Genomic DNA, 21,597 nt, shown 5'->3' on the forward strand with positions numbered 1-21,597 from the left:
GATGAGCCTTACCATTGCTATAGTGGGTCGCCCTAATGTTGGAAAGTCAACCTTATTTAATCGTCTGGTTGGGAAAAAATTAGCTCTGGTTGATGATAAGCCCGGTGTTACACGTGATCGGCGTATCCATGCTGCAAGGTTCCAGGATCTGTATTTTGACGTAATTGACACAGCTGGTTTGGAAGAAGCTGATGATCATACACTTGAAGGTCGTATGCGCTCTCAGACAAAGGTTGCTATTGATGAAGCAGATCTCATTTTGTTTGTGCTTGATGCAAAGAGTGGGATAACATCAAGTGATTTAAATTTTGCTTCTTTGGTGCGTAAATCAGAAAAACCAATTGTGCTTGTTGCTAACAAATCTGAATCAAAAGCAGCGACAGAAGGAAAATACGAAGCATGGTCATTGGGATTGGGGGAGCCTTGTGCAATATCTGCTGAGCATGGTTTAGGTCTTTCAGATCTTCGTGATGCAATTGTAGATGCTGTTGGTAAAGATAAAGCTTTTGATAATAAAAAAGAAGAAGATACAATTATACAATCTGCGTCTGTTGGTGATAATGGTGATGATCTAGAAGAAGAGGGGTGTATTTACGATGAAAGTGCACCTATTCGAATAGCAATTGCCGGTCGTCCGAATACAGGAAAATCAACACTCATTAATAGTATGTTGGGGCAGGATCGTTTGTTGACAGGGCCAGAGGCAGGCGTTACGCGTGATTCTATTTCTATAGATTGGGAATGGCGTAGCCGTCATATAAAACTCTTTGATACGGCAGGTTTGCGTCGAAAATCAAAAATTCAAGAAAAGTTAGAGAAACTCTCTGTTACAGATACCTTACGTGCGATCCGTTTTGCAGAAGTTGTGGTGATTGTTTTTGATTCAACTGCACCTTTTGAAAAGCAAGACTTACAAATTGTTGATCTTGTGATTCGTGAGGGACGCGTTCCTATTATTGCTTTCAATAAATGGGATCTTATTGAAAATTGCCAGGAAATATTGGCTGATTTGCATGAAAAATGTGCTTGTCTTCTTCCTCAAGTTCGTGGTTTGAGAGCTGTCCCTTTATCGGGTCAATATGGTCAAGGGATTGATAAGCTCATGGAAAATATCACGATGATTCACCGTATATGGAATCGTCGTATTTCTACAGGAAAACTCAACCGTTGGCTCGAAACAGTTGTAACACGTCATCCGCCGCCGGCGATTTCTGGGCGTAGACTTAAGGTTAAATATATAACGCAGATTAAGACACGCCCTCCTGGATTTATGATCTCTTGTTCACGACCAGAGGTTATGCCTCAATCATATTTGCGCTATCTTTCTAATGGCTTGCGCGATGCATTTGACATGCCAGGTGTCCCAATTCGATTATCGTTGCGGACATCTGATAATCCTTTTGTAGGAAGCGCAAAAAAGTGACATTTTTTCGAGTAATTTTTGTTTTTTTAAATTAACAGAATTTACACTTAATAACTGATTTAGAAATCGACTTAATTGTTTGGTGGATAATGTTTTTTGAATTACCTATAAGGATTAATCATATTTTTGTGCAAAGAGATGTTTTCTTGTGTTACTTCAATTCGCAGAACGTACTCGTATAAAATTAAGCTTGATGTTGAAAAAATCTTTGGGGTAGACTCTTTTTGCTGACTTGACGAATAAATACAGTAACAATATGCTGCGCAAAGCTTTATAGGGTTTGTTTGACTTTACTTTGTTATTAGGGAGCTGATCATGGCACAGGGCAATAAACCTGTTATGCCACAAAGAGAGACTGAAGAACGAAAACAAGAGGATTTTTTTCATTTAGAGAATTTGGCAGACAATTTGGAATGTCGTAGTCGCAATTTGGAGTTATCTTTAATACGCAAGGGAGTGTTCAAAAAACAAGAAGCTGAGAGCGATAGCAAAGGATCGCAGAATGGGGTGGCACGCGCTATTAATTTGTCGAGTGAGTTTTTGGCCAGTGTTATTGTAGGTGTTGTGTTGGGGTTAATGTTTGATAAATTAGTAGGTTCGTTGCCCTGGGGATTAGTATTTTTCCTTTTCCTTGGGTTTGCTGCTGGTGTATTGAATATTCTTCGGTTTGTGGGGTATATGACTCCCAGTCAATTAGAGCACGGCATATTATGCCAAAATAAAAAAATCAGTAAGTCCGATATACGAGGTTGAAGTGACATCACACGCTCCAGATCCTATTCATCAATTTGAGATTTCACGGCTAATTAATGTTTCCATAGGGAATGTGGATTTTTCGTTTACAAATGTATCATTTTTTATAATTGCTACAGTTGTTTTATCTTCAGTATTTTTATTTATTTCATCGTCAAGTCGTCGGTTAGTTCCAACACGGATGCAGTCTATTTCTGAAATGGCATATGAGTTTGTGGCATCAACTTTGCGTGAATCTGCTGGTGTGCAGGGCATGAAGTTTTTCCCTTTAGTTTTTTCGTTGTTTGTTTTTATTTTGGTTGCTAATTTTATAGGTCTTTTCCCTTATTTTTATACGATTACCTCTCAGATTATGATTACTTTTTCGCTGGCGATGTTGGTGATCTTGACAGTAATTGGTTGTGGTTTTTATAAACACGGGATTGGTTTTTTAAAATTGTTTGTGCCAAGTGGTGTGCCTGTTATGATTTTGCCTTTAGTTACGGTGATAGAGGTTATTTCCTTCTTCTCCCGTCCTATTAGTCTTTCGCTTCGTCTTTTTGCTAATATGCTTGCTGGTCACATCACGCTCAAAGTATTTTCTGGCTTTATTGTTTCAATGGTTGGGTTAGGATTTATAGGTGTTGGTGGTTCAATTCTTCCGCTCATTATGACTGTAGCAATTACTGCCCTCGAATTTTTAGTAGCGTTTCTTCAGGCTTACGTCTTTACGGTTTTGACCTGTATGTATCTCAATGATGCAGTACATCCAGGACATTAATAAAATTGGCGGATCTCCGTCAAACAATGCAATTTCGCTTCAAAGGAGAATAATATGGAATTAGCACTTGCAGCAAAATATCTTGGAGCTGGTCTTGCCTGTTTTGGTATGGCTGGAACAGCATTGGGTCTTGGTAATATTTTTGGTAGCTATCTTTCTGGTGCGCTACGTAATCCGTCAGCAGCAGATAGCCAATTTGGCCGTTTGGTTTTTGGTTTTGCTGTAACGGAAGCTTTGGGTATTTTTTCGTTACTTATAGCTCTTTTGCTTCTTTTCGCAGTTTAATCATTTGCAAAAGGGTATGTCTGTTCTTCGAAAAAGAGCAGACATACTTTGCTTTCAGTAGAAAGAAAATTAGTCACCGTGTCACAGGGTTTAAAGCCTTGAGAGTTGTTTGAAGGATAAAGTAGGATGCTTGTTTCCAATGTGTATGCACAAACTTCTGAAGCGCTGAGAGAGCGGGTTGAAAATGCGTTAGAGCACGCGGATCGTGTGTTTCCACCTTTTGATTTTTCGCATTTTTGTTCACACTTTTTTTGGTTGGTGATTTCTTTTGGTTTCTTTTATTTCTTCATAGCTCGTGTGATTGTGCCACGTATTGGTTGTACTATTGAAATTCGTCGGGATCGTATTGCGTCTGATTTAGATCGAGCAATGCGCCTGAAACAGGAAGCGGATACTGTTGTTGAAATTTATGAGCGTAAATTAGCGGAAGCTCGTTTACAGGCATATGCTATAGCTCAGAAAACAAGTAATGAAATTAAAGAAAAGACTAAGCTGGAACGAAAAGAAATTGAAACAAGTTTAGACAAAAAGTTGGCAGATGCTGAAGGTCAAATAGCTAAAATTCGAAATAAGGCTGTGCAGAATATTGGTTCAATTGCGGAAGAAGTGGTGCCTGAAATTGTTAAAAAATTGATTGGTGTTGAAGTCAGTAAAGAATCTGTTAGCTTAGCTGTTAAAGCTGCAGATAATTAAGGATCATAAGGATGACTGATACATTTTGGGCTTTTATTGGATTAATCCTGTTTTTAGCACTTTTATTCTATTTCAAAGTTCCAGCTATGGCACTACGTAGTCTTGATGAGCGGGCAAAGCGTATTGCGGGTGAGCTTGATGAAGCTCTTCGTCTTCGTGAGGAAGCACAGGGGATATTAGCTGAATATCAGCAAAAATGTGCAGGAATAGAGCAAGACGTGCAAGAAATTATTACTGCTGCTAAGCATGAAGCTGAGATTATTGTTGCTGAAGCTCGCGTAAAAACGGAAGAATATGTGAAAAATCGCAATAAATTAGTAGAGCAAAAAATTGCTCAAGCAGAATCTGATGCGATTCAAGAAATTTCTTCATCTGCTGTCAATTTGGCCATTTCTTCTGCAAGTAAAATTATTAATAATGAATTAGGTGCTAAGAAAGCCAATGATCTAATTAAAGAGTCTATTATTAAAGTGAAGACAAATCTTCATTGATACGGCTTGATGGGGTCCAAAGGTTTACTATTTGTAATCCACATTTCTTTAGAGTTTTTTGTAGATGATCCTAAAAAAAATCTAAAAATATAATCGATTACGTTTGTAAATCGAAAATTATCTATCATCGTATAACTAGTTTTTACTTTCTTAAGATGATAAGAAATTTCTAACTTTTGTCTGTCTCACATTTACGTATATTGTGGTTATTTGTTAATTTTTGATCAGTTTATTAAACATGATTTATGTTATCATGATATGGTGTGATAAAAATTGTTTGGGGTTTGACTGAAAAGTTGTTCTTTCATGTTTTGTTTAGCATTTAATGTAAAGAACACTAAATCAGTAACAGAGATTGTTGTTTATCAATTTAAAATTTGTAATATTTTAGTCTTTAGATTATGATTTTTGAAAAATCTGCGATGTCTTGTGTAATTGTATGAATGAATTCAAGAAGAGCAAGGCGGTTAGCACGAATAGCAGCATTTTTATCATTCACCAATACTTTTTCGAAAAATTTATCAATGGGTTCTTTGAGGGATGCTAAGGCATTAAGTGCAGATAACCAATCTGTTGTATTGATATGATCGTTAACTTTTTTTTCTGCTGCAATAATTGCTTGATATAATTGTTTTTCTTCGTTTTCAATAAAAAGCTCTAGGTTAATTGTGCTTGCAAATTCATTTCCTTTTTTGCTCTCATTCTCTAGAATGTTTACAGCACGTTTTATAGCGGCTAAGAGATTGTTACCGTTATTTGTATTGATGAAAGAAGTGAGTACTTCAATGCGGTGCACAATTAATGAAAAGTCGTCAGCATTTTTGGTTAAAACTGCCTCAATAATGTCATGGCGAACTCCTTCATCTTTTAGATGAATTTTCAAGCGTTCATGTAAAAAGGACAATAGATCTGATAAAATATCATCTATTTCTTTTACAAGTGTATCTTGCGTTTGTTTAGATTCTTTTAGATATGCTGCATATTCAGTTTTCTGTTGTAGAAAAATATTAATAGCTTGGTGAAACAATGATGTAAGATTAATTTTACAGTTATGTGAAAGAACGAGCTTTATGACTCCTAACGCAGCTCGTCTTAATGCATACGGATCTTTTGAACTGGTCGGTTTTTCATTGATGAGCCAAAAACCCACTAGCGTGTCAATTTTATCAGCCAATGCGACAGCTATAGTAACGGGCTCTTGTGGAATGCGATCTGTCGGTCCTAGAGGTCTATAGTGATCTTCGATTGCTTCAGCCACACGAGGGTCTTCTCCTTGAAGGAGCGCATATGTTTTCCCCATAAAACCTTGCAATTCAGGAAATTCGTTGACAATCTCTGTTTGTAAATCGGCTTTGGCAAGTACCGCTGCTCGTTTAGCTAACGTGGAATCTGCTTGCACTATAGGTGCAATTTTTTGTACCAAAGCAGAGATCCGTTCTACTTTTTCACCTTGTGTGCCTAATTTAGCATGAAAAGTGACATTTAAACGGTCAAGATTCGCAATTCGTTGATCGAGAGGTTTGTTTAAATCAAGATCAAATTTTTCAGCAGAGGATTTTAAGTCTGCGATGTTAAACAAATCACACTGATCTTTTTGCCAAAAATACAATGCATCAGAAAGACGAGCATGTACAACTTTACTATTACCCTTGATAATTTCTTTACCTTCATCGCTTGCGAGAATATTAGAGACAAGAACAAAATGGCTAGAGAGTTTGGTTTTTTCACCTTGTTTACGGGTTACAAAGCACTTTTGATTAGCTCGAATGGTTAAACGAATAATTTCTGGAGGAATATCAAGAAAAGCTTTATCAAAATTTCCCATGAGGACAACAGGCCATTCAACAAGTCCTGCGACCTCTTCTATGAGAGGGTCATCTTCAACTAGTTCTAAACCATTTGCAAAGCAGAGATTTTTGGCATCTACTAAAATAATATTTTTCCGTCTTTCTGCGTCCAGAATGACTTTATGCGCTTCAAGCTGGGCAATATAGTCGTCAAAGCGGCGTATTGGGATAGGTTTTCCATCACTTAAAAAGCGGTGGCCATAGGTTAAATTATTGCTTTTTAGGGAACCTATTGTAAATGGAATAATGTGTGTTTCACCGCATTGAGGTCCGAAAACGCAAAGGATATTTTGTAAAGATCGGATCCACCTTAACGCTCCACTTTTGGCCGAATCTTCACCCCAACGCATTGATTTTGGCCATGGAAAGTTACGAAGAATGTCAGGCAAAATTTCAGCAATAATGTCTTCTGCTATACGGCCTTTTTTAATAATTTTAGCGATATAAAAATCACCTTTTTTGTTATCATGCGCAATGTGTGCTTCAGAAATATTATTGAGGCCTGTAGCACGCAAAAAGCCATCAATGACCTGCTGGGGTGATTGCGTACTAGGACCTTTCCGTTCTTCGTAGATATCTTGCGATTTTGTAGAAAGACCACGTATATCTAATGTAAGTCGGCGTGGTGTCCAATATTCACACGCGGCTTTATAGGTTAAACCGGCGTCCACAAGCTTATTGGTAACGCATTTTTTAAGATCTGCTGCTGCCTTACGCTGCATACGAGCAGGGATTTCTTCGCTGAAAAGTTCTAAAAGAAGATCAGACATTAGATTTTCCCTTAACATTTATTGTACCAGCTTCAGTTAATAAAAAGGCTTCACCGCAACGGCGTGCAAGATCGCGGACACGGAGAATGTAATTTTGTCGCTCAGTTACAGAAATAACACCACGTGCTTGCAAAAGATTAAAGATATGGCTTGCTTTAATACATTGATCATAAGCTGGTAAGACACATAGATGAAAATCACCCTCTTTATTGGGTTTTCCAGCTTCAAGAAGTGTAATACATTCGCGTTCTGCGTCAATAAAATGCTGATGCAGAAATTCGGTATTCGCAAACTCAAAATTATAGTGTGAATATTCTTGCTCTGCTTGTAAAAAAATATCACCATAACTTATGCGGTCTTCACCCTCCAAGCCGTTAAAGTTAAGATCATAGACGTTATCGACACCTTGGATATACATTGCCAGGCGTTCAAGTCCATACGTAATTTCCCCTGAAACGGGAGCGCATTCGATACCACAAACTTTTTGGAAATAAGTAAATTGAGAGATTTCCATTCCATCACACCAACACTCCCATCCGAGCCCCCAAGCTCCAAGTGTTGGACTTTCCCAATCATCTTCAACAAAGCGAATATCATGAAGATTGGTATCAAGACCAATGGCTTTTAGTGAATTGATGTAAAGCTCTTGTAGATTTGGTGGAGAGGGTTTGATAATGACTTGAAATTGATAATAATGCTGTAAACGATTTGGGTTTTTACCATATCGTCCGTCTGTTGGACGCCGGGAAGGTTGTACATAAGCTGCTTTCCAGGGGCGTGGTCCTAATGAACGTAATGTTGTTGCTGGATGAAAAGTTCCAGCACCTACTTCCATGTCATAAGGTTGCAAAATTGCACATCCATAGTGAGCCCAGTAACTCTGCAAGGTTAAAATAAGTCCCTGAAAAGAATGTGTAGGATTGAGATGTTCAGACAAGTTCACGCTTTGTACTCTTAAATATTGAATGTGCTGACGGATACTAAAATAATTTTACTCTTAATCCTTGTCTATAATTTCGTATGGTTATGGTCAAGCGTTGTTGTTTTTTGCAAACCAAATTTCAATTTTTCTTTGATTTTCTCTAAATTCTCTGGCTGTCCATCAATTGCGTGATTCCATTGAAATATTGCTTCACGTTTGCGTCCAATTTGCCAATAGGCATTGCCTAAATGGTCATTTAATACTGGGTCTTGAGGTTGCAATTTAACGGCGGTTTCTAATATTTCAACAGCTTGATCATATTGTTTAAGTTTATAGTAGGCCCATCCTAAAGAATCGAGGATATAACTATTTTGTGATTGTAATTTAGAGGCTTTTTGCAGCATACGAAGAGATTCTTCGAGTTCCTGATCACGCTCAATAAGCATATATCCTAGATAATTAAGAACTTGTGGTTGATCAGGGAATAATTCAAGGGCTTTTCGCAAGTCATTTTCTGCTTTTGGCCATTGTTTTAAATGTTCAAAAGCAATAGCACGCTGATAAAAGAGTTGCCAATCATCTTTTTGAAAATCTGTTATGCCTGTCATAGCACGATTGATAACTTTGATAGTTTCAGCAAAGTTGTTTGCTTGCATATGAATAGCAGATAGCGCCATAAAAATATAACGATCATTGGGGATTTTTTTTTCTAATGATGTTAGTAATTTAATGGCTTCATTGTGGTTGTTGTTGTTGGCGAGAAGTAACGCCAACTGAATCTGGCTATCTCGATAGTAAGGGGAGAGAGGTGGTAAGGCATGATACAATTTAATAGCTTGGTTGGTATCATTCATCTTGGCAGAGATATCTGCTAATTGGAACACTGCCACTTCATTTTGAGGGTATAAAGCTAAAGATAATTGTATGAAAATACGTGCAATATGTTCTGAGTCTTTTCGATTGATGGCTGTTCCAAAGTCATATAAAACTTCACCCGCTCCTTGTTGAGGAGTTTTAACTGGATTTTCTAGATTAGCGCCTTTTTCAATTTTTTTCCTAATGTTTTTGAGTGCTTCTCGACCTAACAATATTTTTTCACCATTTTGTATAGTCTCAATAGCTTTGTTAGTCATTTTATGACGCAATAAGAATGATGCGTAGGCTATGATTATACGTTCGTAGGTATCAGGGGCTGCAATAGCTCCTTGTTGGTTGTTTAATGCTTGAATGAAATATTTTTTTGCATCTTTAGTACGCTTTGCGAGATCACTCATCAGTGCGAGATGGTAATGTATAAAAAGATTGTACCAGGGAGGTCCTAGAAGTTTTTCAAGATCAGCGATTGCTTGAGAGTGATTTCCAGACTCGAAGGTAACCCACGTACTTATTATGTCAAAAGCTGGATTATTAATATGAGGAGATGTTTTTGTTTGCAGGAGTAGTTTGGCATCCGTATAATTTTTTTTGATGAAATTATCTATCGATAATGTTAAAAAAATAAAGGGATTGGTAACATCTTGAGCTTTCAGTTTTTTTGCTTGTTTTACAGCATCTTGAAACGTACCTACGGATAGCATCGCTTCAAAAATTTCTTTTTGCACTCCTATATCATCAGGGTTGTAGGCGAGTGCTTGTTTTAAATAGCTAATAGCAAGATCTATTTTGTTTTCATAGCGTGCAGCGCGCCCTGCTAAATAGGCACCTGAAAATGAGTTTATGTTAAGAGTTGCACCAATGTTGCTGTAAGCGGGTAATGGCATCAGCATAATTCCTGCCATAAAGAAAGTAAAAAAGCGGGATGCTGTTGTACAGCGCATGAAGCTAATCCTCTTAAAATTTGAAGGTATAATTTTAAATCATACCTCATCTCATTATTTTGTTAAGCAATATTACGATTCTTATAGAGTCAGTTTACACGCGCGATACAAAAATCGATGACTTCAATCAGTGCACTTTTGGCAGGACTGTCCTTTATTGAAGAGAGGGCATCGATTGCATGTTGTCCATAAATGCGTGCATGCTTTATTGTGTCGGTTATGCAGCCATATTTTTCCATTAAATACTGTGCATGTATGAAAGCTTCATCACTATGATTGCTCTCTTTAAAGGTTTGTTTCCAAAATTCTTTTTCTACGGCATTCCCCCTCATGTATGAGAAAATAACAGGCATGGTAATTTTTTTTTCTCGAAAATCATCTCCTATATTTTTTCCTAAATGTTGGGCGTCTCCACTATAATCCAGTGCATCGTCAATCAATTGGAAGGCTAATCCCAATGATGTACCATATTTGCGTAATGCAGAACGTTCTTCGCATCCATAACCAGCAATGATTGGTCCGACTTCCGCGGCAGCTGAAAAAAGTGCAGCTGTTTTTGCATTAATAATTTTGAGATAATTTGAAATATCATTTTCTATATTGTTTGCAGCGGCGAGTTGCATCACTTCTCCTTCAGCGATAACGGCTGCAGCATTTGATAAGATAGCGAGTGCTTCCATTGAACGAGCGTCTACCATAATTTTAAAGGCTTGCCCTAATAGAAAATCACCAACAAGTACGCTTGCTTGATTTCCCCAAATCATCCGTGCGGTGGATTTTCCGCGTCGTAGATTACTTTCATCAACCACATCATCGTGTAATAAGGTTGCTGTGTGCATAAATTCAACTGCTGTTGCTAGTTTTATATGCTCATCACCCTGATATCCAAACATATGAGCAGCAGCTAATGTGATCATTGGGCGCAACCGCTTTCCACCTGATGAAATAAGGTGATTGCAAATTTCAGGAATCATTTCGATATTTGATTTAATCATAGAAATGATGAGCTGGTTTGCACGTTCCATATCATCTTTTGTGAGATTAATGAGGGGTTGGAGAGAAACTTGATTGTTTTTTTTATAATCCTGTTTTGTAATGGCATCCAAAGTATTCGCTCCTAAACTATTGCAAATAAACATATATAAATTCTATTCTTTATTTGTAACATAAAGGGGGATTGGCTTTGACTCAAGTCTTTGATACTGCCTTGAAGTAGAAGTTTTTATAGTATTTACAAAGAATATTTTTCTGCGTTTAGGGATAAATTATTATAAATCTGTTAAGCAAGGCAGTAAGAAGAACGGTTTTGTAAGCAGTATAGATAGATAATGCAGTACAGATAATGGGAAGCAATTTTAGGTCTGTAGATGGATAGAGCAACGAATCATAGTGATGAAACAATTGATAAATTTCACCGCGGGAAGTTTTACTTAGTTCAACCTCGTGAACATGGTCACCGTTCTGGCGTAGATGCTATGTTGTTAGCCGGTTTGGTTCCAAGTCTCTTTAAAGGAAAAATTGTTGATTTAGGTGCTGGAGCTGGTGCTGCGGGATTGGCAGTAGCTTCGCGGTGTTTTGAAACCCATGTTACATTAGTCGAACGGTCAGCTTTTATGTTATCTTATGCGCAGAAAACGCTTTTACTGAAAGAAAATAAAGAATTATCTAGCCGAATTTTCCTATTAGGAGCAGATGTTACTTTAAGAGGTAAAGAACGCATAGAGGCGGGGCTGATCAATAACAGTTTTGATTTTGCGATCATGAATCCGCCTTTTAATAATTCTGCAGATCGTAAAACACCCGATAGACAAAAATCTGAGGCGCACGTAATGCCTGAGGCGATGTTTGAAAATTGGTTACGCAGTGCTGCTGCAATTGTGAAACCAGGTGGATATTTAGGGTTAATTGCACGTCCACAATCACTTACTGATATATTACATGCTTTAAAGAGGCGTTTTGGTGATATACGTATCATTCCCGTTCATTCTCGTGCTGAAACAGCTGCAATTCGTATATTGTTTTATGCGAAACGGGGAAGTAAAACAGCTTTATCTGTATTACCTGCATTGATTATGCATGAAGGAAATAGCCACGCTTTTTCACCGCAGGTTGATGCTATTAATAATGGGCATATAAGTTTATGGGAAATTTTTAAATGATATCTTGTAATTTTTGATTTATTTATTAAACTCAGACTGTTTTTTATGTTTTTTTAAATTAATTTTTTCTTTATTATCAATTTGTTATAAGGATATTTTATTTTGATTGGTTGTACCAAATGCTTTATTCCGCGCTATCTTCGTTCTAGTGCATTTAATATTCCTGTCGTACGTCTTCATGGAGCTATTATGGATTCAACTTCATTAATGGCGCGTACGCTTTCACTTAGTAGGTGTGCAGATCTTTTAGATAAGGCTTTTTCTGATAAGAGAGCGCCGGCTGTTGCTCTCGTTATTAATTCTCCTGGTGGTTCTCCTGTACAATCGCGTCTTATATTTCAACGTATTCGCGATTTGGCAGATGAAAAGAAGAAGCAGGTTCTTGTATTTGTTGAAGATGTAGCTGCATCGGGTGGCTATATGATTGCTTGTGCCGGGGATGAAATTTTTGCTGACGCTACTTCTATTGTTGGTTCAATTGGGGTTGTTTCAGCTTCTTTTGGCTTTCCTGAGCTTTTGAAGAAAATTGGAGTAGAGCGCCGTATTTATACAGCAGGAAAAAACAAAGTTATATTAGATCCATTTCAGCCAGAGAAGAAGACGGGTATTGATCACCTAAAATCTTTGCAACTTGAAGTTCACCAGACTTTTATTGATTTGGTCAAAGAGCGGCGTGAATCAAAGTTATCAGATGATCCAGATATTTTTACAGGAATGTTTTGGACTGGGAAAAGAGGCATTGGACTTGGTTTAATTGATGGATTGGGTGATGTACGCTCTGTTGTTAAAGAGAGATTTGGTGATAAAACGAAACTTCGGTTAATTTCTCCTTCCAAAAGTCTTTTGGGACCTAAAACCCCTTCAGGGATTTCTGCTGATGTAGTCAATATGGCGGTTGATAGTTTACTAACGGTAGCTGAAGAGCGGGCGCTTTGGCAGCGTTATGGTTTATGATTGGAATGTCATCCAGGATATATTATTGATTGGTTTATAATTTTATTAAGAATTTTTGCAATTTGGAAAGAAATTTAAGTGATACGGCTTATTTTGTTTAGTTTGATTTGTATTGCTGTTTTTTACGTGCGCTATTTATTTAAGCATAAATCACGGCGAATATTGCAGCGTGCTGATTCTACGAAAGTTCATTCATATACAGATATCAAAAAAACAAAAGGAACATTAGTGCACGATCCCTATACAGGTGAATATTATGTCCAATGATATCAACAGTGCAAGATTCACTTGAAGGGCATTTTCATGTATTGACACCCATCAAGTTGAATTTGGCTTTGCATATTGTAGGGCAACGTACTGATGGTTATCATTTATTAGAAAGTTTGGTCTATTTTAGTCTCAGCGGTGATTGTTTGAGCTATGCACCTTGTGAGAGAGATCGCTTTATTTTGACAGGCCCTTTTGCTAAAGGGCTTTCTTGTAATTCCATTAATCTGGCTGTGCGTGCACGTGATTTTATGCACAAGACATTTCCTAGAAGTGCTAAACCTTCTTCTTTTCAGCTCATGAAAACGTTGCCTGTCGCTTCGGGTATTGGTGGTGGATCTGGTGATGCTGCTAGCATTTTAAACATATTGCGTCAGAAATGGAAGTTAGATTGTTCTTGTGAAGAATTAGCGGAAATGAGTTTAGCGCTTGGTGCTGATGTGCCAATGTGTCTTTTTGCGTTGGAATATCAGCAGCCGCTTTTTGTTAAAGGAATTGGCAATGACGTAACACGGCTAGAAGAGGCTTGTTCTATTGCAATGGTACTCGTTAATCATGGTCAAAAAATTGCAACAGAGACTATTTTTAATGCTTTGGAAAAGCGCAATCATCCCCCTTTAAAAATTAACCCGGTGGCTTTAAAGACGGTCTCTTCATTAGTTGAAGTTTTACAAGAAACACGTAATGACCTTTTTATTCCTGCATTGAAAATTGCTCCTCAATTGGCTGAAGTTTTGTCTACACTTGATGAAAGTGGGTCTCTTTTTTCCCGTATGTCTGGGTCGGGGGCAACCTGTTTTGGCATTTTTAAAGATCAGCAAGCAGCACAGAAGGCAGCTGCTTTTATTAAATCGATGCATCCCAATTGGTTTGTTAAATCTATCATTACTTTAGGAAGATCTTCACAGTGAGATGTCGTAAGGGCTTTTTGTTTATAGTTATGATTGATAAATTTTACCTCTGCTGTCTGATATTTTAATTTTATACATGTCAAATATGGAGTAAAAAAGAAACGGATTGCTTTAGTAATTTTTAAAAAAGCGATTAGGATTGTTGATCAATCTTCTAATCGTCTAGAAGAAATTCATGATTATTTTTTTATATCATAATCGTTTGTTCAAGAATTATTAAAGATATTGAGAGTTGCAATTTATTCTGTGGTGCTTGCAGAAAATGGAGAGTAATGCAAAAATAGATGTATGTCTCGTAATATTCGTAACGTACTAAATATGTCTGATTTACCCCCTCAACCCAATTTTTCGTATGAATTGGATTTGCAGAATCAGGGCTTTTTTCATATAGCAGGTGTTGATGAAGTTGGACGCGGGCCTTTAGCAGGGCCGGTGGTAACGGCAGCAGTTATTTTGAGTAAAGATCATAGTCTTGATGGGTTGAATGATTCAAAGAAACTGTCTGTTCAGAAGCGTAATCGACTTTACTGTGAGATTTTACAGAGTGCGTTGGCAATTTCGATCGCTAGTATTTGTGCCCGTGCGATTGACCAGTCTGATATTAGAAAAGCAACTTTAGAGGCAATGCGACGTTGTGTTATGGGGCTTGCAGTTCCTGCTCATTATGCATTAATTGATGGGCGTGATATTCCTCCTCATTTGCCATGTCCAGCGAAGGCTTTAGTTAAAGGTGATCAGCGTTCAGTTTCTATTGCAGCGGCTTCCATCGTTGCTAAAGTGACGCGTGATCGGATGATGGAACATGCTGGGCAAGTTTATCAAGGCTATGGTTTAGAAAAGCATGTTGGTTATGCAACAGTAGCTCATCGTGCAGCTATTGCTGAATATGGGCCTGTTATAGGACTGCATCGTTATAGTTTTGCACTTATCAAACGCTATAAGGAAGACATTTCATGACGATTCTGCCTCTCAATAGTCATTCAATAAAAGAAGCTGTTGAGATTCTAAAAAAAGGTCAATTAGTTGTTTTGCCTACAGAAACTGTTTATGGATTAGCTGGTGATGCAACGAATGGGAAAGCCGTAGCTTCTATTTTTGCTATAAAGGGACGGCCGCAATTTAATCCCCTTATTGCTCACGTAAGTAGCATAAAGATGGCGGAATGTTACGTAGAAATTGATTGTCTTTCACGGCGATTGATGGAAGCATTTTGGCCAGGGCCCTTGACATTAGTTTTACCCCTAAAACCTCATCATAATATTCATCCTTTAACAACAGCTGGCTTAAATACACTTGCTGTTCGTTTCCCTGATGGTGGTTTTGCAGAAATTGTTCAATGTTTTGGTCGACCTTTAGCGGCGCCTAGTGCAAATCAATCAGGGTATCTTAGTCCCACCTCAGCTGCATCTGTGTTCGATTCTTTAGGGGAAAAAGTTTCTTTGATTATTGATAATGGGCCAGCAAAAATAGGGCTTGAGTCAACGATTGTTAAGGTTTGTGATGGAAATATTTATCTCTTGCGTCCAGGGGGGATAATTGCTGAGGATATTGAAAAAGTCGTAGAAAAATCTTTGAAACGGATGGATCAGTGTGCTGCCATTGAAGCACCAGGCATGTTAAAATCGCATTACGCACCCAATAGTTTAGTGCGTTTGAATGCACAGACAGTAGAAAATGGTGAAGCTCTTTTAGCCTTTGGGACTCAGCGTATTGCTGGTGTTGAAAATGCTATTTATGTTTTAAACCTTAGCGAAAGTGGTCAATTGGAAGAGGCTGCGTTTAATTTTTTTCAATATATGAAACAGCTAGATTTATTTAAGGCGAGGTGTATTGCAGTGGAGCCTATTCCATTTTACGGATTAGGTGAGGCTATTAATGACCGTTTAATACGTGCTGCAGCTCCAAAGGGGGAATAAGAATGGAGCAGAATTTGATTGAGCGTTTTAGAAACATTGTCGGTCCTATGCACGCTATCACAGATCAAGCATTGATTGCACCGCATTTGAGAGAATATCGTGGTCTTTTTCATGGAAAAACACCATTGCTTTTACGGCCATCTTCTACAAAAGAGGTTTCATCTATTATGCATTTGGCCAGTCAAACACGCACACCAATCGTACCTCAGGGAGGGAATACAGGTCTTGTAGGTGCTCAACAGCCAGATGATAGTGGATGCAGCGTTATTTTGTCTATGGAGCGTTTGAATAAGATTCGCTCTCTTAATCTTGAAGGAAATTACGCTGTAGTGGAGGCTGGTGTTATTTTACAGACTTTACAAAGAAAAGCGAATGAAGTGGAGCGTTTATTTCCCCTTTCTTTGGGTTCGGAAGGATCGTGTCAAATAGGAGGAAATCTTTCGTCTAATGCCGGAGGAACAGCTGTTTTAGCTTATGGTAGTATGCGAGATCTTTGTCTTGGTTTAGAAGTTGTTTTGCCTGATGGACGTATTTTGGATGATTTGCGCTTTGTTAAGAAAGACAATAGCGGTTATGATTTGAAAGATCTTTTTATCGGTGCAGAAGGGACTTTGGGGGTTATCACTGCAGCAGTTTTAAAGATGTTTCCAAAGCCGAAAGGAAAAGCAGTTGCTTTTGTAGGGTTACACAGTCCGGCTAAGGCTTTGGAGTTTTTATCTCTTGCTCAAAGCTATGGAGGATCATCATTAACTGGTTTTGAGCTTATGAACAAACTCAGTTTGCAAATGGCTTTAAATTATAAAATGTGTACTCGCTCTCCTCTTGATCGTGAGTATGAATGGTATGTATTAATTGATATTTCATCAGCCCGTAGCGATAACGATGCCTTATCAGTATTGAGTGATTTTTTAGAGGTCGCTTTAAAAGATTCTATTATACAAGATGCAGTGATTACACGATCGTTAAAACAACAGGATTTTTTTTGGCAATTGCGTGAAAATATGTCACCTGCACAAAAGTTAGCAGGAGGATCTATTAAACATGACATTGCGGTGCCCATTTCTTCCATTCCTGATTTTATTGCTGAAGCTGCACTGATTGTTGAGAATGTTGCTCCGGGTGCACAAGTAGTTTGTTTTGGCCATATGGGCGATGGTAATCTTCATTATAATGTTACGCAGCCTATAGGAGCTGAACCTAAAGATTTTTTACAATTATGGTCACAAATGAATGATCATATTCATTGTTTGGTTATGCGCTATCAGGGTACATTTTCTGCTGAGCATGGAGTTGGTCAGCTTAAGCGAAAAGAATTGCGTACTTTTAAATCACCTGTTTCTCTAGAGATTATGCAGGAGATTAAGAAAATATTTGATCCTTTAGGGATTATGAATCCTGGAAAAATATTATAATTCAACAATGAAAATATTTTTCATGTGTTCTTGATTTAGGTTTTCGTAACCAAATAAGAAGCTAAGTTTTTTATCTAACCTTTTAATAATCTGATCAGGAAAGGCTGTTATAAAGTGTGTGCATTATTGAAATAAATGGGGATAGATTCATATGGCTAATCAATGTTTTGATCAGAAAAAAAAGGGGCTTGAATTTCGTTTAAATCCTTGTCATTTGCCACAAACGATAACATATCTTTCACCTAAAAATGGCAATCAAATAATTTGTTCACTAAATGAGAAAAGTGTTTTTATGAAAATTGATGCGACTTCAAGCTTATCACGTTTTATGCCGGCTACTTATTTTAAGGGAATTGCAGCGCGCATAATAGAAACGCTTTCAGGAAAGAGAGCCGTTACATTAGAGTTATTTCACTCAGATGAAGAAGTTTGTATTCCACTTTTAATATCAAGAGATTTGAACCATGTTCTTCTACATTGGCGATTATGGGCAGATCTTTACGGTCTCCCTATGCTTATGATTAATGAAGATGATGGCATTGTTTTTGTTAAAGATTATTCTTCTTTTCGTGTAACATCACCTCATTATAGCCGAAAAGGTTTTTTACTCAATAGTCATGGTTTGTTAGGTTTACGTTTGATCATTGCTAATCGAAGTGTGCTGCAGTAAGCTGTTATGGGCATGAAATTTTTCATAATTCATAATATGTAGGAAGATATATTTGCTCTCAAGGTGTTGAGCATTTTTAGGTGTGGAGATACTGTGTTTGTTCGGGTAGCACTCGTCTGTGTTCTTCGTATGCTGCAATTGTTTGTGTCGTTTGAACGCTTATTATTTTGGTCATAAATTGCTTTTAGAGCAATCGTGAATAGAAGACAGCCCTAAAAGATTGAGTATATCGTTATCATGGAAAACGACTAGCTTTGAAAATAGAAAGTTCAGCTTTCTCGTGCAATGGCACGCCATCCAATATCACGACGGACAAAACCTTGTGGCCAATCAATACAGTCGACAGCTTCATAAGCGCGTTTTTGCGCTTTTGAAACCGTTTTTCCTACTGCAGTTATATTTAAAACGCGTCCACCGTTGGCAATTAACTCTCCATTATGTAAAGCTGTACCAGAGTGAAAAACTTGCACATCAGAGAGAGTATTGACTTTGTCAACATTGCGGATGACACTTCCTTTTTGGGGAGCATTTGGGTAACCATTCGCAGCCATAACAACGGTTAAAGCAGTTTTTTCAGACCACAGAATAGGCCTGTTTTCAAGATTTCCTTGAGCAGCTGCAAGAAGCAGTGGCAGAATGTCCTCTTCAAGACGCATCATTAAAACTTGGCATTCAGGGTCACCGAATCGTACATTAAACTCAATCAATTTAGGACCTTCTGAGGTTATCATCAGCCCCGCAAAGAGAATGCCTTTGAAAAGAGCTTCCATTTCAGCCATACCGCGTAGAGCTGGTTCAATAATTTCCTTAAGGGTACGGTTAACCATTTCCTCGGTCATGACGGGAGCTGGTGAATAGGCCCCCATGCCACCGGTATTTTCTCCTATATCGCCATCGCCAACACGTTTATGATCTTGTGCTGATCCAAAGGGAATGGCGGTTTTTCCATCACAAAGACAGAAAAAGCTGGCTTCTTCACCTTCAAGAAAGGCTTCGATAACAATTTTTTTCCCTGCATCACCGAATGCACCTTCAAAGCAAGAATCAACAGCATTGAAAGCTTCTTCAATTGTCGTAGCGATAACAACACCTTTTCCAGCAGCTAAGCCATCAACTTTAATAACAATAGGAACACCTTGTTGACGAATGTAGGATTTAGCTTTTGAAGCATCATCAAAGCATTGATAGATACTTGTCGGGATGTTATTTCTTTGGCATAGATCTTTTGTGAAACTTTTTGATCCTTCCAATTGAGCAGCTTTTTGATTGGGTCCAAATACATAGATATCAGCTGCATTAAGAGCATCGGTTATGCCAGAAATTAATGGTGCTTCAGGTCCAATAATGACAAGATCAATAGAATGTGTTTTACAGAAATCAATAACAAGGAGGTGATCATCAATGTCTAATACAATATTTTCACCAAATTCTATTGTTGCAGGATTTCCAGGAGCGCAATATAACTTTGTAAGCAGAGGTGATGCTGCTATTTTCCATGCTAAAGCATGTTCTCGTCCGCCTGATCCAATAAGAAGAACGTTCATTGTGTGCTCCTATCATAGAAGGTAATTAAATTGAGTTTTCTTGTCATAAGAATAAAATGCTTTTATCACAAGATCAAAGGTACGACCATTTGATGAAAAAAAATAAAAATATTACACAAATTCAATCTTGTGAAAATCAGGGAAGAGTTATGGATGCATCCTCTAAACAATGGGTCTACTCTTTCCTTCCTTCTTCTCTGTGGCTTTATGCCCAATTAGCTCGTTGGGATAGGCCTATTGGATGGAAATTGTTAATGTGGCCTTGTTTTTGGTCAACAACTATGGCTCTTCTTTCCTATGAAATATCTCAACAGCCTCTTTTATCGGTAATGATTCATTGGATTTGGTACCTTTTTCTTTTCTTTTTAGGTTCCATAGCTATGAGAGGAGCAGGCTGTACTTGGAATGATCTTGTCGACCATGAAATTGATTCTCAGATAGAACGAACGCGCTCTCGGCCTCTGCCAGCTGGTCAAATAAGTCGGTTTCAGGCAAAAGTTTTTATATTGGTGCAGTGTTTCGTGGGTTTAGGCGTTTTATTGCAGTTTAATATGTTTAGTTTTTATTTAGGGATTTCATCATTAGTAGCGGTTGCATTTTATCCTTTTATGAAACGTATAACAGATTGGCCACAATTTTTTTTAGGTATTGCATTTAATTGGGGTGCATTAATGGGATGGGCTGTTGTTTACGGGCGGTTGAGTTGGGCACCAATCGCACTTTACGCAGGATCCATCTTATGGACGATTGGATATGATACAATTTATGCTCATCAAGATAGAAAAGATGATGCGATTGTTGGTGTACGTTCTACAGCGCGCCTCTTTGAAAAAAGCACTAAACGTGCGCTGATACTTTTGTATAGTGGTTTTTTAATACTGGTTAGCTTGGCATTTTATTTAGCAAAGGTCCCCATTATAAGCTTTTTGGGGTTATTTTGCGCGGGTGTCCATATGTTTATTCAAATTAAAGCCATTGATATAGATAATAGTGAGCAATGCTTAAAGCTTTTTAAATCTAATTCGTTTGTTGGCTTTTTCATCTTTGCTGGTTTGATATGCGGCGGTGCTTGGATGATACTTTACCCCGCTATTTAGAAAAATTACAGAAAGAAATAAGGTGTTATATTGCTCAGTACTAGAGCAGATAAAGGTAAAGATTGAAAAGAATTACAAGATTATGGATAGAGTCTTTGCTTTTTCCAATTATTTTGTTCAAGAAAATCCCGTGTGAAGAGCAAGCGATCATGCAAGCGAGATGGGCGATCGCGCCAAAATTCGATGAAAAGAGGTTTAATACGGAAGCCAGACCAATAGGGTGGGCGTGGGACATTACCTATTGCATAGTCTGCAGTATATCGAGAAACTTCTTTTTCGAGAACAAAACGGTCTTCCAATAGCTGAGATTGTTTAGATGCCCACGCTCCGATTTGGCTGCCATATGGTCGCGATTGGAAGTATGCGTCAGCTTCTTCAGGGCTGACTTGTTCAACAAGGCCTCTAATTCTGATTTGACGACGCAGTGATTTCCAATGAAAAACTAAAGATGCTTTCATTGATTTCAAAATTTCTTGTCCTTTACAACTTTCATAATTGGTATAGAAGACAAAGCCTGTAGAATTAAAATTTTTAAGGAGCACTATACGCACATTAGGTAAGCCTGTTTCGTCGACTGTTGCAAGTGCCATAGCATTGGGATCATTAATTTCACTTATTGTTGCTTCTTCAAGCCAACTTGCAAAAAGTGTAAAAGGATTCTGCGTTTGCGTAAAATCATCGTCTGTTTGTACTTTATTGCTCATCATAGATTCAAATTTAGCTAACATGAGTGAAGAAGATTTTAATTTTTCTGTAAAATAAGATTATTATTTTTTATTTCAAAAAATCAAAGACGTCATGCTCTTTTATAAGATTTTTTTAGTCATGTTTATCTTTAATATAGGATACAATAACTGTTACTGAGTATAAAATATCTATTTCATCTGGTATTTTTGCTTTTTTATA

At 37.7% G+C, this 21,597-nt stretch carries 21 protein-coding genes; 15 read left to right on the top strand and 6 right to left on the bottom strand.

The window, feature by feature from the left end:
- Position 1: 1 nt before the first annotated feature.
- From der to BARBAKC583_RS01820, 6 genes are all read left to right on the top strand, one after another.
- Positions 2-1,423 (top strand): ribosome biogenesis GTPase Der, encoded by a 1,422-nt coding sequence (der, locus tag BARBAKC583_RS01795; RefSeq protein ID WP_005766360.1) that lies wholly within the window; start codon positions 2-4, stop codon positions 1,421-1,423.
- A gap of 315 nt (positions 1,424-1,738) precedes the next feature.
- On the top strand, positions 1,739-2,176 hold the full coding sequence (locus tag BARBAKC583_RS01800; protein WP_005766361.1) for an AtpZ/AtpI family protein: 438 nt from the start codon (positions 1,739-1,741) through the stop codon (positions 2,174-2,176).
- A gap of 1 nt (position 2,177) precedes the next feature.
- Positions 2,178-2,936: a F0F1 ATP synthase subunit A gene (locus BARBAKC583_RS01805; protein WP_005766363.1), complete on the top strand. Its 759-nt coding sequence runs from the start codon at positions 2,178-2,180 to the stop codon at positions 2,934-2,936.
- A 54-nt stretch (positions 2,937-2,990) separates the two neighbouring features.
- Positions 2,991-3,221: a F0F1 ATP synthase subunit C gene (locus tag BARBAKC583_RS01810; protein ID WP_005766366.1), complete on the top strand. Its 231-nt coding sequence runs from the start codon at positions 2,991-2,993 to the stop codon at positions 3,219-3,221.
- Positions 3,222-3,347: 126 nt separating this feature from the next.
- On the top strand, positions 3,348-3,914 hold the full coding sequence (locus tag BARBAKC583_RS01815) for a F0F1 ATP synthase subunit B (protein ID WP_005766367.1): 567 nt from the start codon (positions 3,348-3,350) through the stop codon (positions 3,912-3,914).
- 11 nt (positions 3,915-3,925) lie between these two features.
- Positions 3,926-4,405, top strand: a complete 480-nt coding sequence (locus tag BARBAKC583_RS01820) for a F0F1 ATP synthase subunit B (RefSeq protein ID WP_005766369.1) — start codon at positions 3,926-3,928, stop codon at positions 4,403-4,405.
- Between the two features lie 394 nt (positions 4,406-4,799).
- Here BARBAKC583_RS01820 and glyS read toward each other — a convergent pair whose 3' ends face one another.
- The 4 genes from glyS to BARBAKC583_RS01840 all read right to left on the bottom strand — a co-directional run bounded on the left by glyS (position 4,800) and on the right by BARBAKC583_RS01840 (position 10,900).
- Positions 4,800-7,022 (bottom strand): glycine--tRNA ligase subunit beta, encoded by a 2,223-nt coding sequence (glyS, locus tag BARBAKC583_RS01825; protein ID WP_005766371.1) that lies wholly within the window; start codon positions 7,020-7,022, stop codon positions 4,800-4,802.
- Entirely contained in the window at positions 7,015-7,965 is a 951-nt protein-coding gene (locus tag BARBAKC583_RS01830; RefSeq protein ID WP_005766373.1) for a glycine--tRNA ligase subunit alpha, read from the bottom strand. The genes glyS and BARBAKC583_RS01830 overlap by 8 nt, the downstream gene beginning before the upstream one ends.
- A 65-nt stretch (positions 7,966-8,030) precedes the next feature.
- The gene (locus BARBAKC583_RS01835; protein WP_005766374.1) at positions 8,031-9,761 is read right to left on the bottom strand and encodes a tetratricopeptide repeat protein; all 1,731 of its coding nucleotides are present in this window, start codon (positions 9,759-9,761) and stop codon (positions 8,031-8,033) included.
- Between the two features lie 89 nt (positions 9,762-9,850).
- Positions 9,851-10,900 carry a polyprenyl synthetase family protein gene (locus tag BARBAKC583_RS01840; RefSeq protein WP_005766376.1) on the bottom strand — a complete coding sequence of 350 codons (1,050 nt, stop codon included), beginning with the start codon at positions 10,898-10,900 and terminating at the stop codon, positions 9,851-9,853.
- 228 nt (positions 10,901-11,128) lie between these two features.
- On the opposite strand from BARBAKC583_RS01840, the gene BARBAKC583_RS01845 reads away from it, so the two are divergent.
- The 8 genes from BARBAKC583_RS01845 to BARBAKC583_RS01880 all read left to right on the top strand — a co-directional run bounded on the left by BARBAKC583_RS01845 (position 11,129) and on the right by BARBAKC583_RS01880 (position 18,050).
- Positions 11,129-11,920, top strand: a complete 792-nt coding sequence (locus tag BARBAKC583_RS01845) for a tRNA1(Val) (adenine(37)-N6)-methyltransferase (protein WP_005766378.1) — start codon at positions 11,129-11,131, stop codon at positions 11,918-11,920.
- 102 nt (positions 11,921-12,022) lie between these two features.
- On the top strand, positions 12,023-12,874 hold the full coding sequence (locus BARBAKC583_RS01850; protein WP_005766380.1) for a S49 family peptidase: 852 nt from the start codon (positions 12,023-12,025) through the stop codon (positions 12,872-12,874).
- 78 nt (positions 12,875-12,952) lie between these two features.
- Positions 12,953-13,141: a hypothetical protein gene (locus tag BARBAKC583_RS01855; RefSeq protein ID WP_005766382.1), complete on the top strand. Its 189-nt coding sequence runs from the start codon at positions 12,953-12,955 to the stop codon at positions 13,139-13,141.
- Positions 13,138-14,052 (top strand): 4-(cytidine 5'-diphospho)-2-C-methyl-D-erythritol kinase, encoded by a 915-nt coding sequence (locus tag BARBAKC583_RS01860; RefSeq protein WP_005766384.1) that lies wholly within the window; start codon positions 13,138-13,140, stop codon positions 14,050-14,052. Before BARBAKC583_RS01855 ends, BARBAKC583_RS01860 begins: the two co-directional genes overlap by 4 nt.
- 288 nt (positions 14,053-14,340) lie before the next feature.
- Positions 14,341-15,009, top strand: coding sequence for a ribonuclease HII (locus BARBAKC583_RS01865; protein WP_005766386.1), 669 nt, complete (start codon positions 14,341-14,343; stop codon positions 15,007-15,009).
- Entirely contained in the window at positions 15,006-15,968 is a 963-nt protein-coding gene (locus BARBAKC583_RS01870) for an L-threonylcarbamoyladenylate synthase (protein ID WP_005766387.1), read from the top strand. Before BARBAKC583_RS01865 ends, BARBAKC583_RS01870 begins: the two co-directional genes overlap by 4 nt.
- A gap of 2 nt (positions 15,969-15,970) precedes the next feature.
- Positions 15,971-17,380 carry an FAD-binding oxidoreductase gene (locus BARBAKC583_RS01875; RefSeq protein WP_005766389.1) on the top strand — a complete coding sequence of 470 codons (1,410 nt, stop codon included), beginning with the start codon at positions 15,971-15,973 and terminating at the stop codon, positions 17,378-17,380.
- A 151-nt stretch (positions 17,381-17,531) separates the two neighbouring features.
- Positions 17,532-18,050 (top strand): DUF6101 family protein, encoded by a 519-nt coding sequence (locus BARBAKC583_RS01880; RefSeq protein ID WP_005766393.1) that lies wholly within the window; start codon positions 17,532-17,534, stop codon positions 18,048-18,050.
- Positions 18,051-18,319: 269 nt separating this feature from the next.
- On the opposite strand, the gene purD is transcribed toward BARBAKC583_RS01880, so the two are convergent.
- Positions 18,320-19,594, bottom strand: a complete 1,275-nt coding sequence (purD, locus tag BARBAKC583_RS01885) for a phosphoribosylamine--glycine ligase (RefSeq protein ID WP_005766396.1) — start codon at positions 19,592-19,594, stop codon at positions 18,320-18,322.
- A 92-nt stretch (positions 19,595-19,686) separates the two neighbouring features.
- Here purD and ubiA point away from each other — a divergent pair, with 92 nt between their 5' ends.
- Positions 19,687-20,691, top strand: coding sequence for a 4-hydroxybenzoate octaprenyltransferase (gene ubiA, locus BARBAKC583_RS01890; protein WP_005766398.1), 1,005 nt, complete (start codon positions 19,687-19,689; stop codon positions 20,689-20,691).
- 80 nt (positions 20,692-20,771) lie between these two features.
- On the opposite strand, the gene pdxH is transcribed toward ubiA, so the two are convergent.
- Complete coding sequence (pdxH, locus tag BARBAKC583_RS01895) at positions 20,772-21,395, bottom strand: pyridoxamine 5'-phosphate oxidase (protein ID WP_005766401.1); 624 nt, start codon at positions 21,393-21,395, stop codon at positions 20,772-20,774.
- Between the last annotated feature and the right edge of the window lie 202 nt (positions 21,396-21,597).

The organism is Bartonella bacilliformis KC583 (genome assembly GCF_000015445.1).
Lineage (GTDB): Bacteria > Pseudomonadota > Alphaproteobacteria > Rhizobiales > Rhizobiaceae > Bartonella > Bartonella bacilliformis.

Bases quoted from the DNA above. Each gene is read 5' to 3' on its own strand.
- der (WP_005766360.1), top strand. From the start codon at position 2: ATGAGCCTTACCATTGCTATAGTGGGTCGCCCTAATGTTGGAAAGTCA.
- BARBAKC583_RS01800 (WP_005766361.1), top strand. From the start codon at position 1,739: ATGGCACAGGGCAATAAACCTGTTATGCCACAAAGAGAGACTGAAGAA.
- BARBAKC583_RS01810 (WP_005766366.1), top strand. From the start codon at position 2,991: ATGGAATTAGCACTTGCAGCAAAATATCTTGGAGCTGGTCTTGCCTGT.
- BARBAKC583_RS01815 (WP_005766367.1), top strand. From the start codon at position 3,348: ATGCTTGTTTCCAATGTGTATGCACAAACTTCTGAAGCGCTGAGAGAG.
- BARBAKC583_RS01820 (WP_005766369.1), top strand. From the start codon at position 3,926: ATGACTGATACATTTTGGGCTTTTATTGGATTAATCCTGTTTTTAGCA.
- glyS (WP_005766371.1), bottom strand. From the start codon at position 7,022: ATGTCTGATCTTCTTTTAGAACTTTTCAGCGAAGAAATCCCTGCTCGT.
- BARBAKC583_RS01835 (WP_005766374.1), bottom strand. From the start codon at position 9,761: ATGCGCTGTACAACAGCATCCCGCTTTTTTACTTTCTTTATGGCAGGA.
- BARBAKC583_RS01840 (WP_005766376.1), bottom strand. From the start codon at position 10,900: ATGTTTATTTGCAATAGTTTAGGAGCGAATACTTTGGATGCCATTACA.
- BARBAKC583_RS01845 (WP_005766378.1), top strand. From the start codon at position 11,129: ATGGATAGAGCAACGAATCATAGTGATGAAACAATTGATAAATTTCAC.
- BARBAKC583_RS01860 (WP_005766384.1), top strand. From the start codon at position 13,138: ATGATATCAACAGTGCAAGATTCACTTGAAGGGCATTTTCATGTATTG.
- BARBAKC583_RS01865 (WP_005766386.1), top strand. From the start codon at position 14,341: ATGTCTCGTAATATTCGTAACGTACTAAATATGTCTGATTTACCCCCT.
- BARBAKC583_RS01870 (WP_005766387.1), top strand. From the start codon at position 15,006: ATGACGATTCTGCCTCTCAATAGTCATTCAATAAAAGAAGCTGTTGAG.
- BARBAKC583_RS01875 (WP_005766389.1), top strand. From the start codon at position 15,971: ATGGAGCAGAATTTGATTGAGCGTTTTAGAAACATTGTCGGTCCTATG.
- BARBAKC583_RS01880 (WP_005766393.1), top strand. From the start codon at position 17,532: ATGGCTAATCAATGTTTTGATCAGAAAAAAAAGGGGCTTGAATTTCGT.
- purD (WP_005766396.1), bottom strand. From the start codon at position 19,594: ATGAACGTTCTTCTTATTGGATCAGGCGGACGAGAACATGCTTTAGCA.
- ubiA (WP_005766398.1), top strand. From the start codon at position 19,687: ATGAAAAAAAATAAAAATATTACACAAATTCAATCTTGTGAAAATCAG.
- pdxH (WP_005766401.1), bottom strand. From the start codon at position 21,395: ATGAGCAATAAAGTACAAACAGACGATGATTTTACGCAAACGCAGAAT.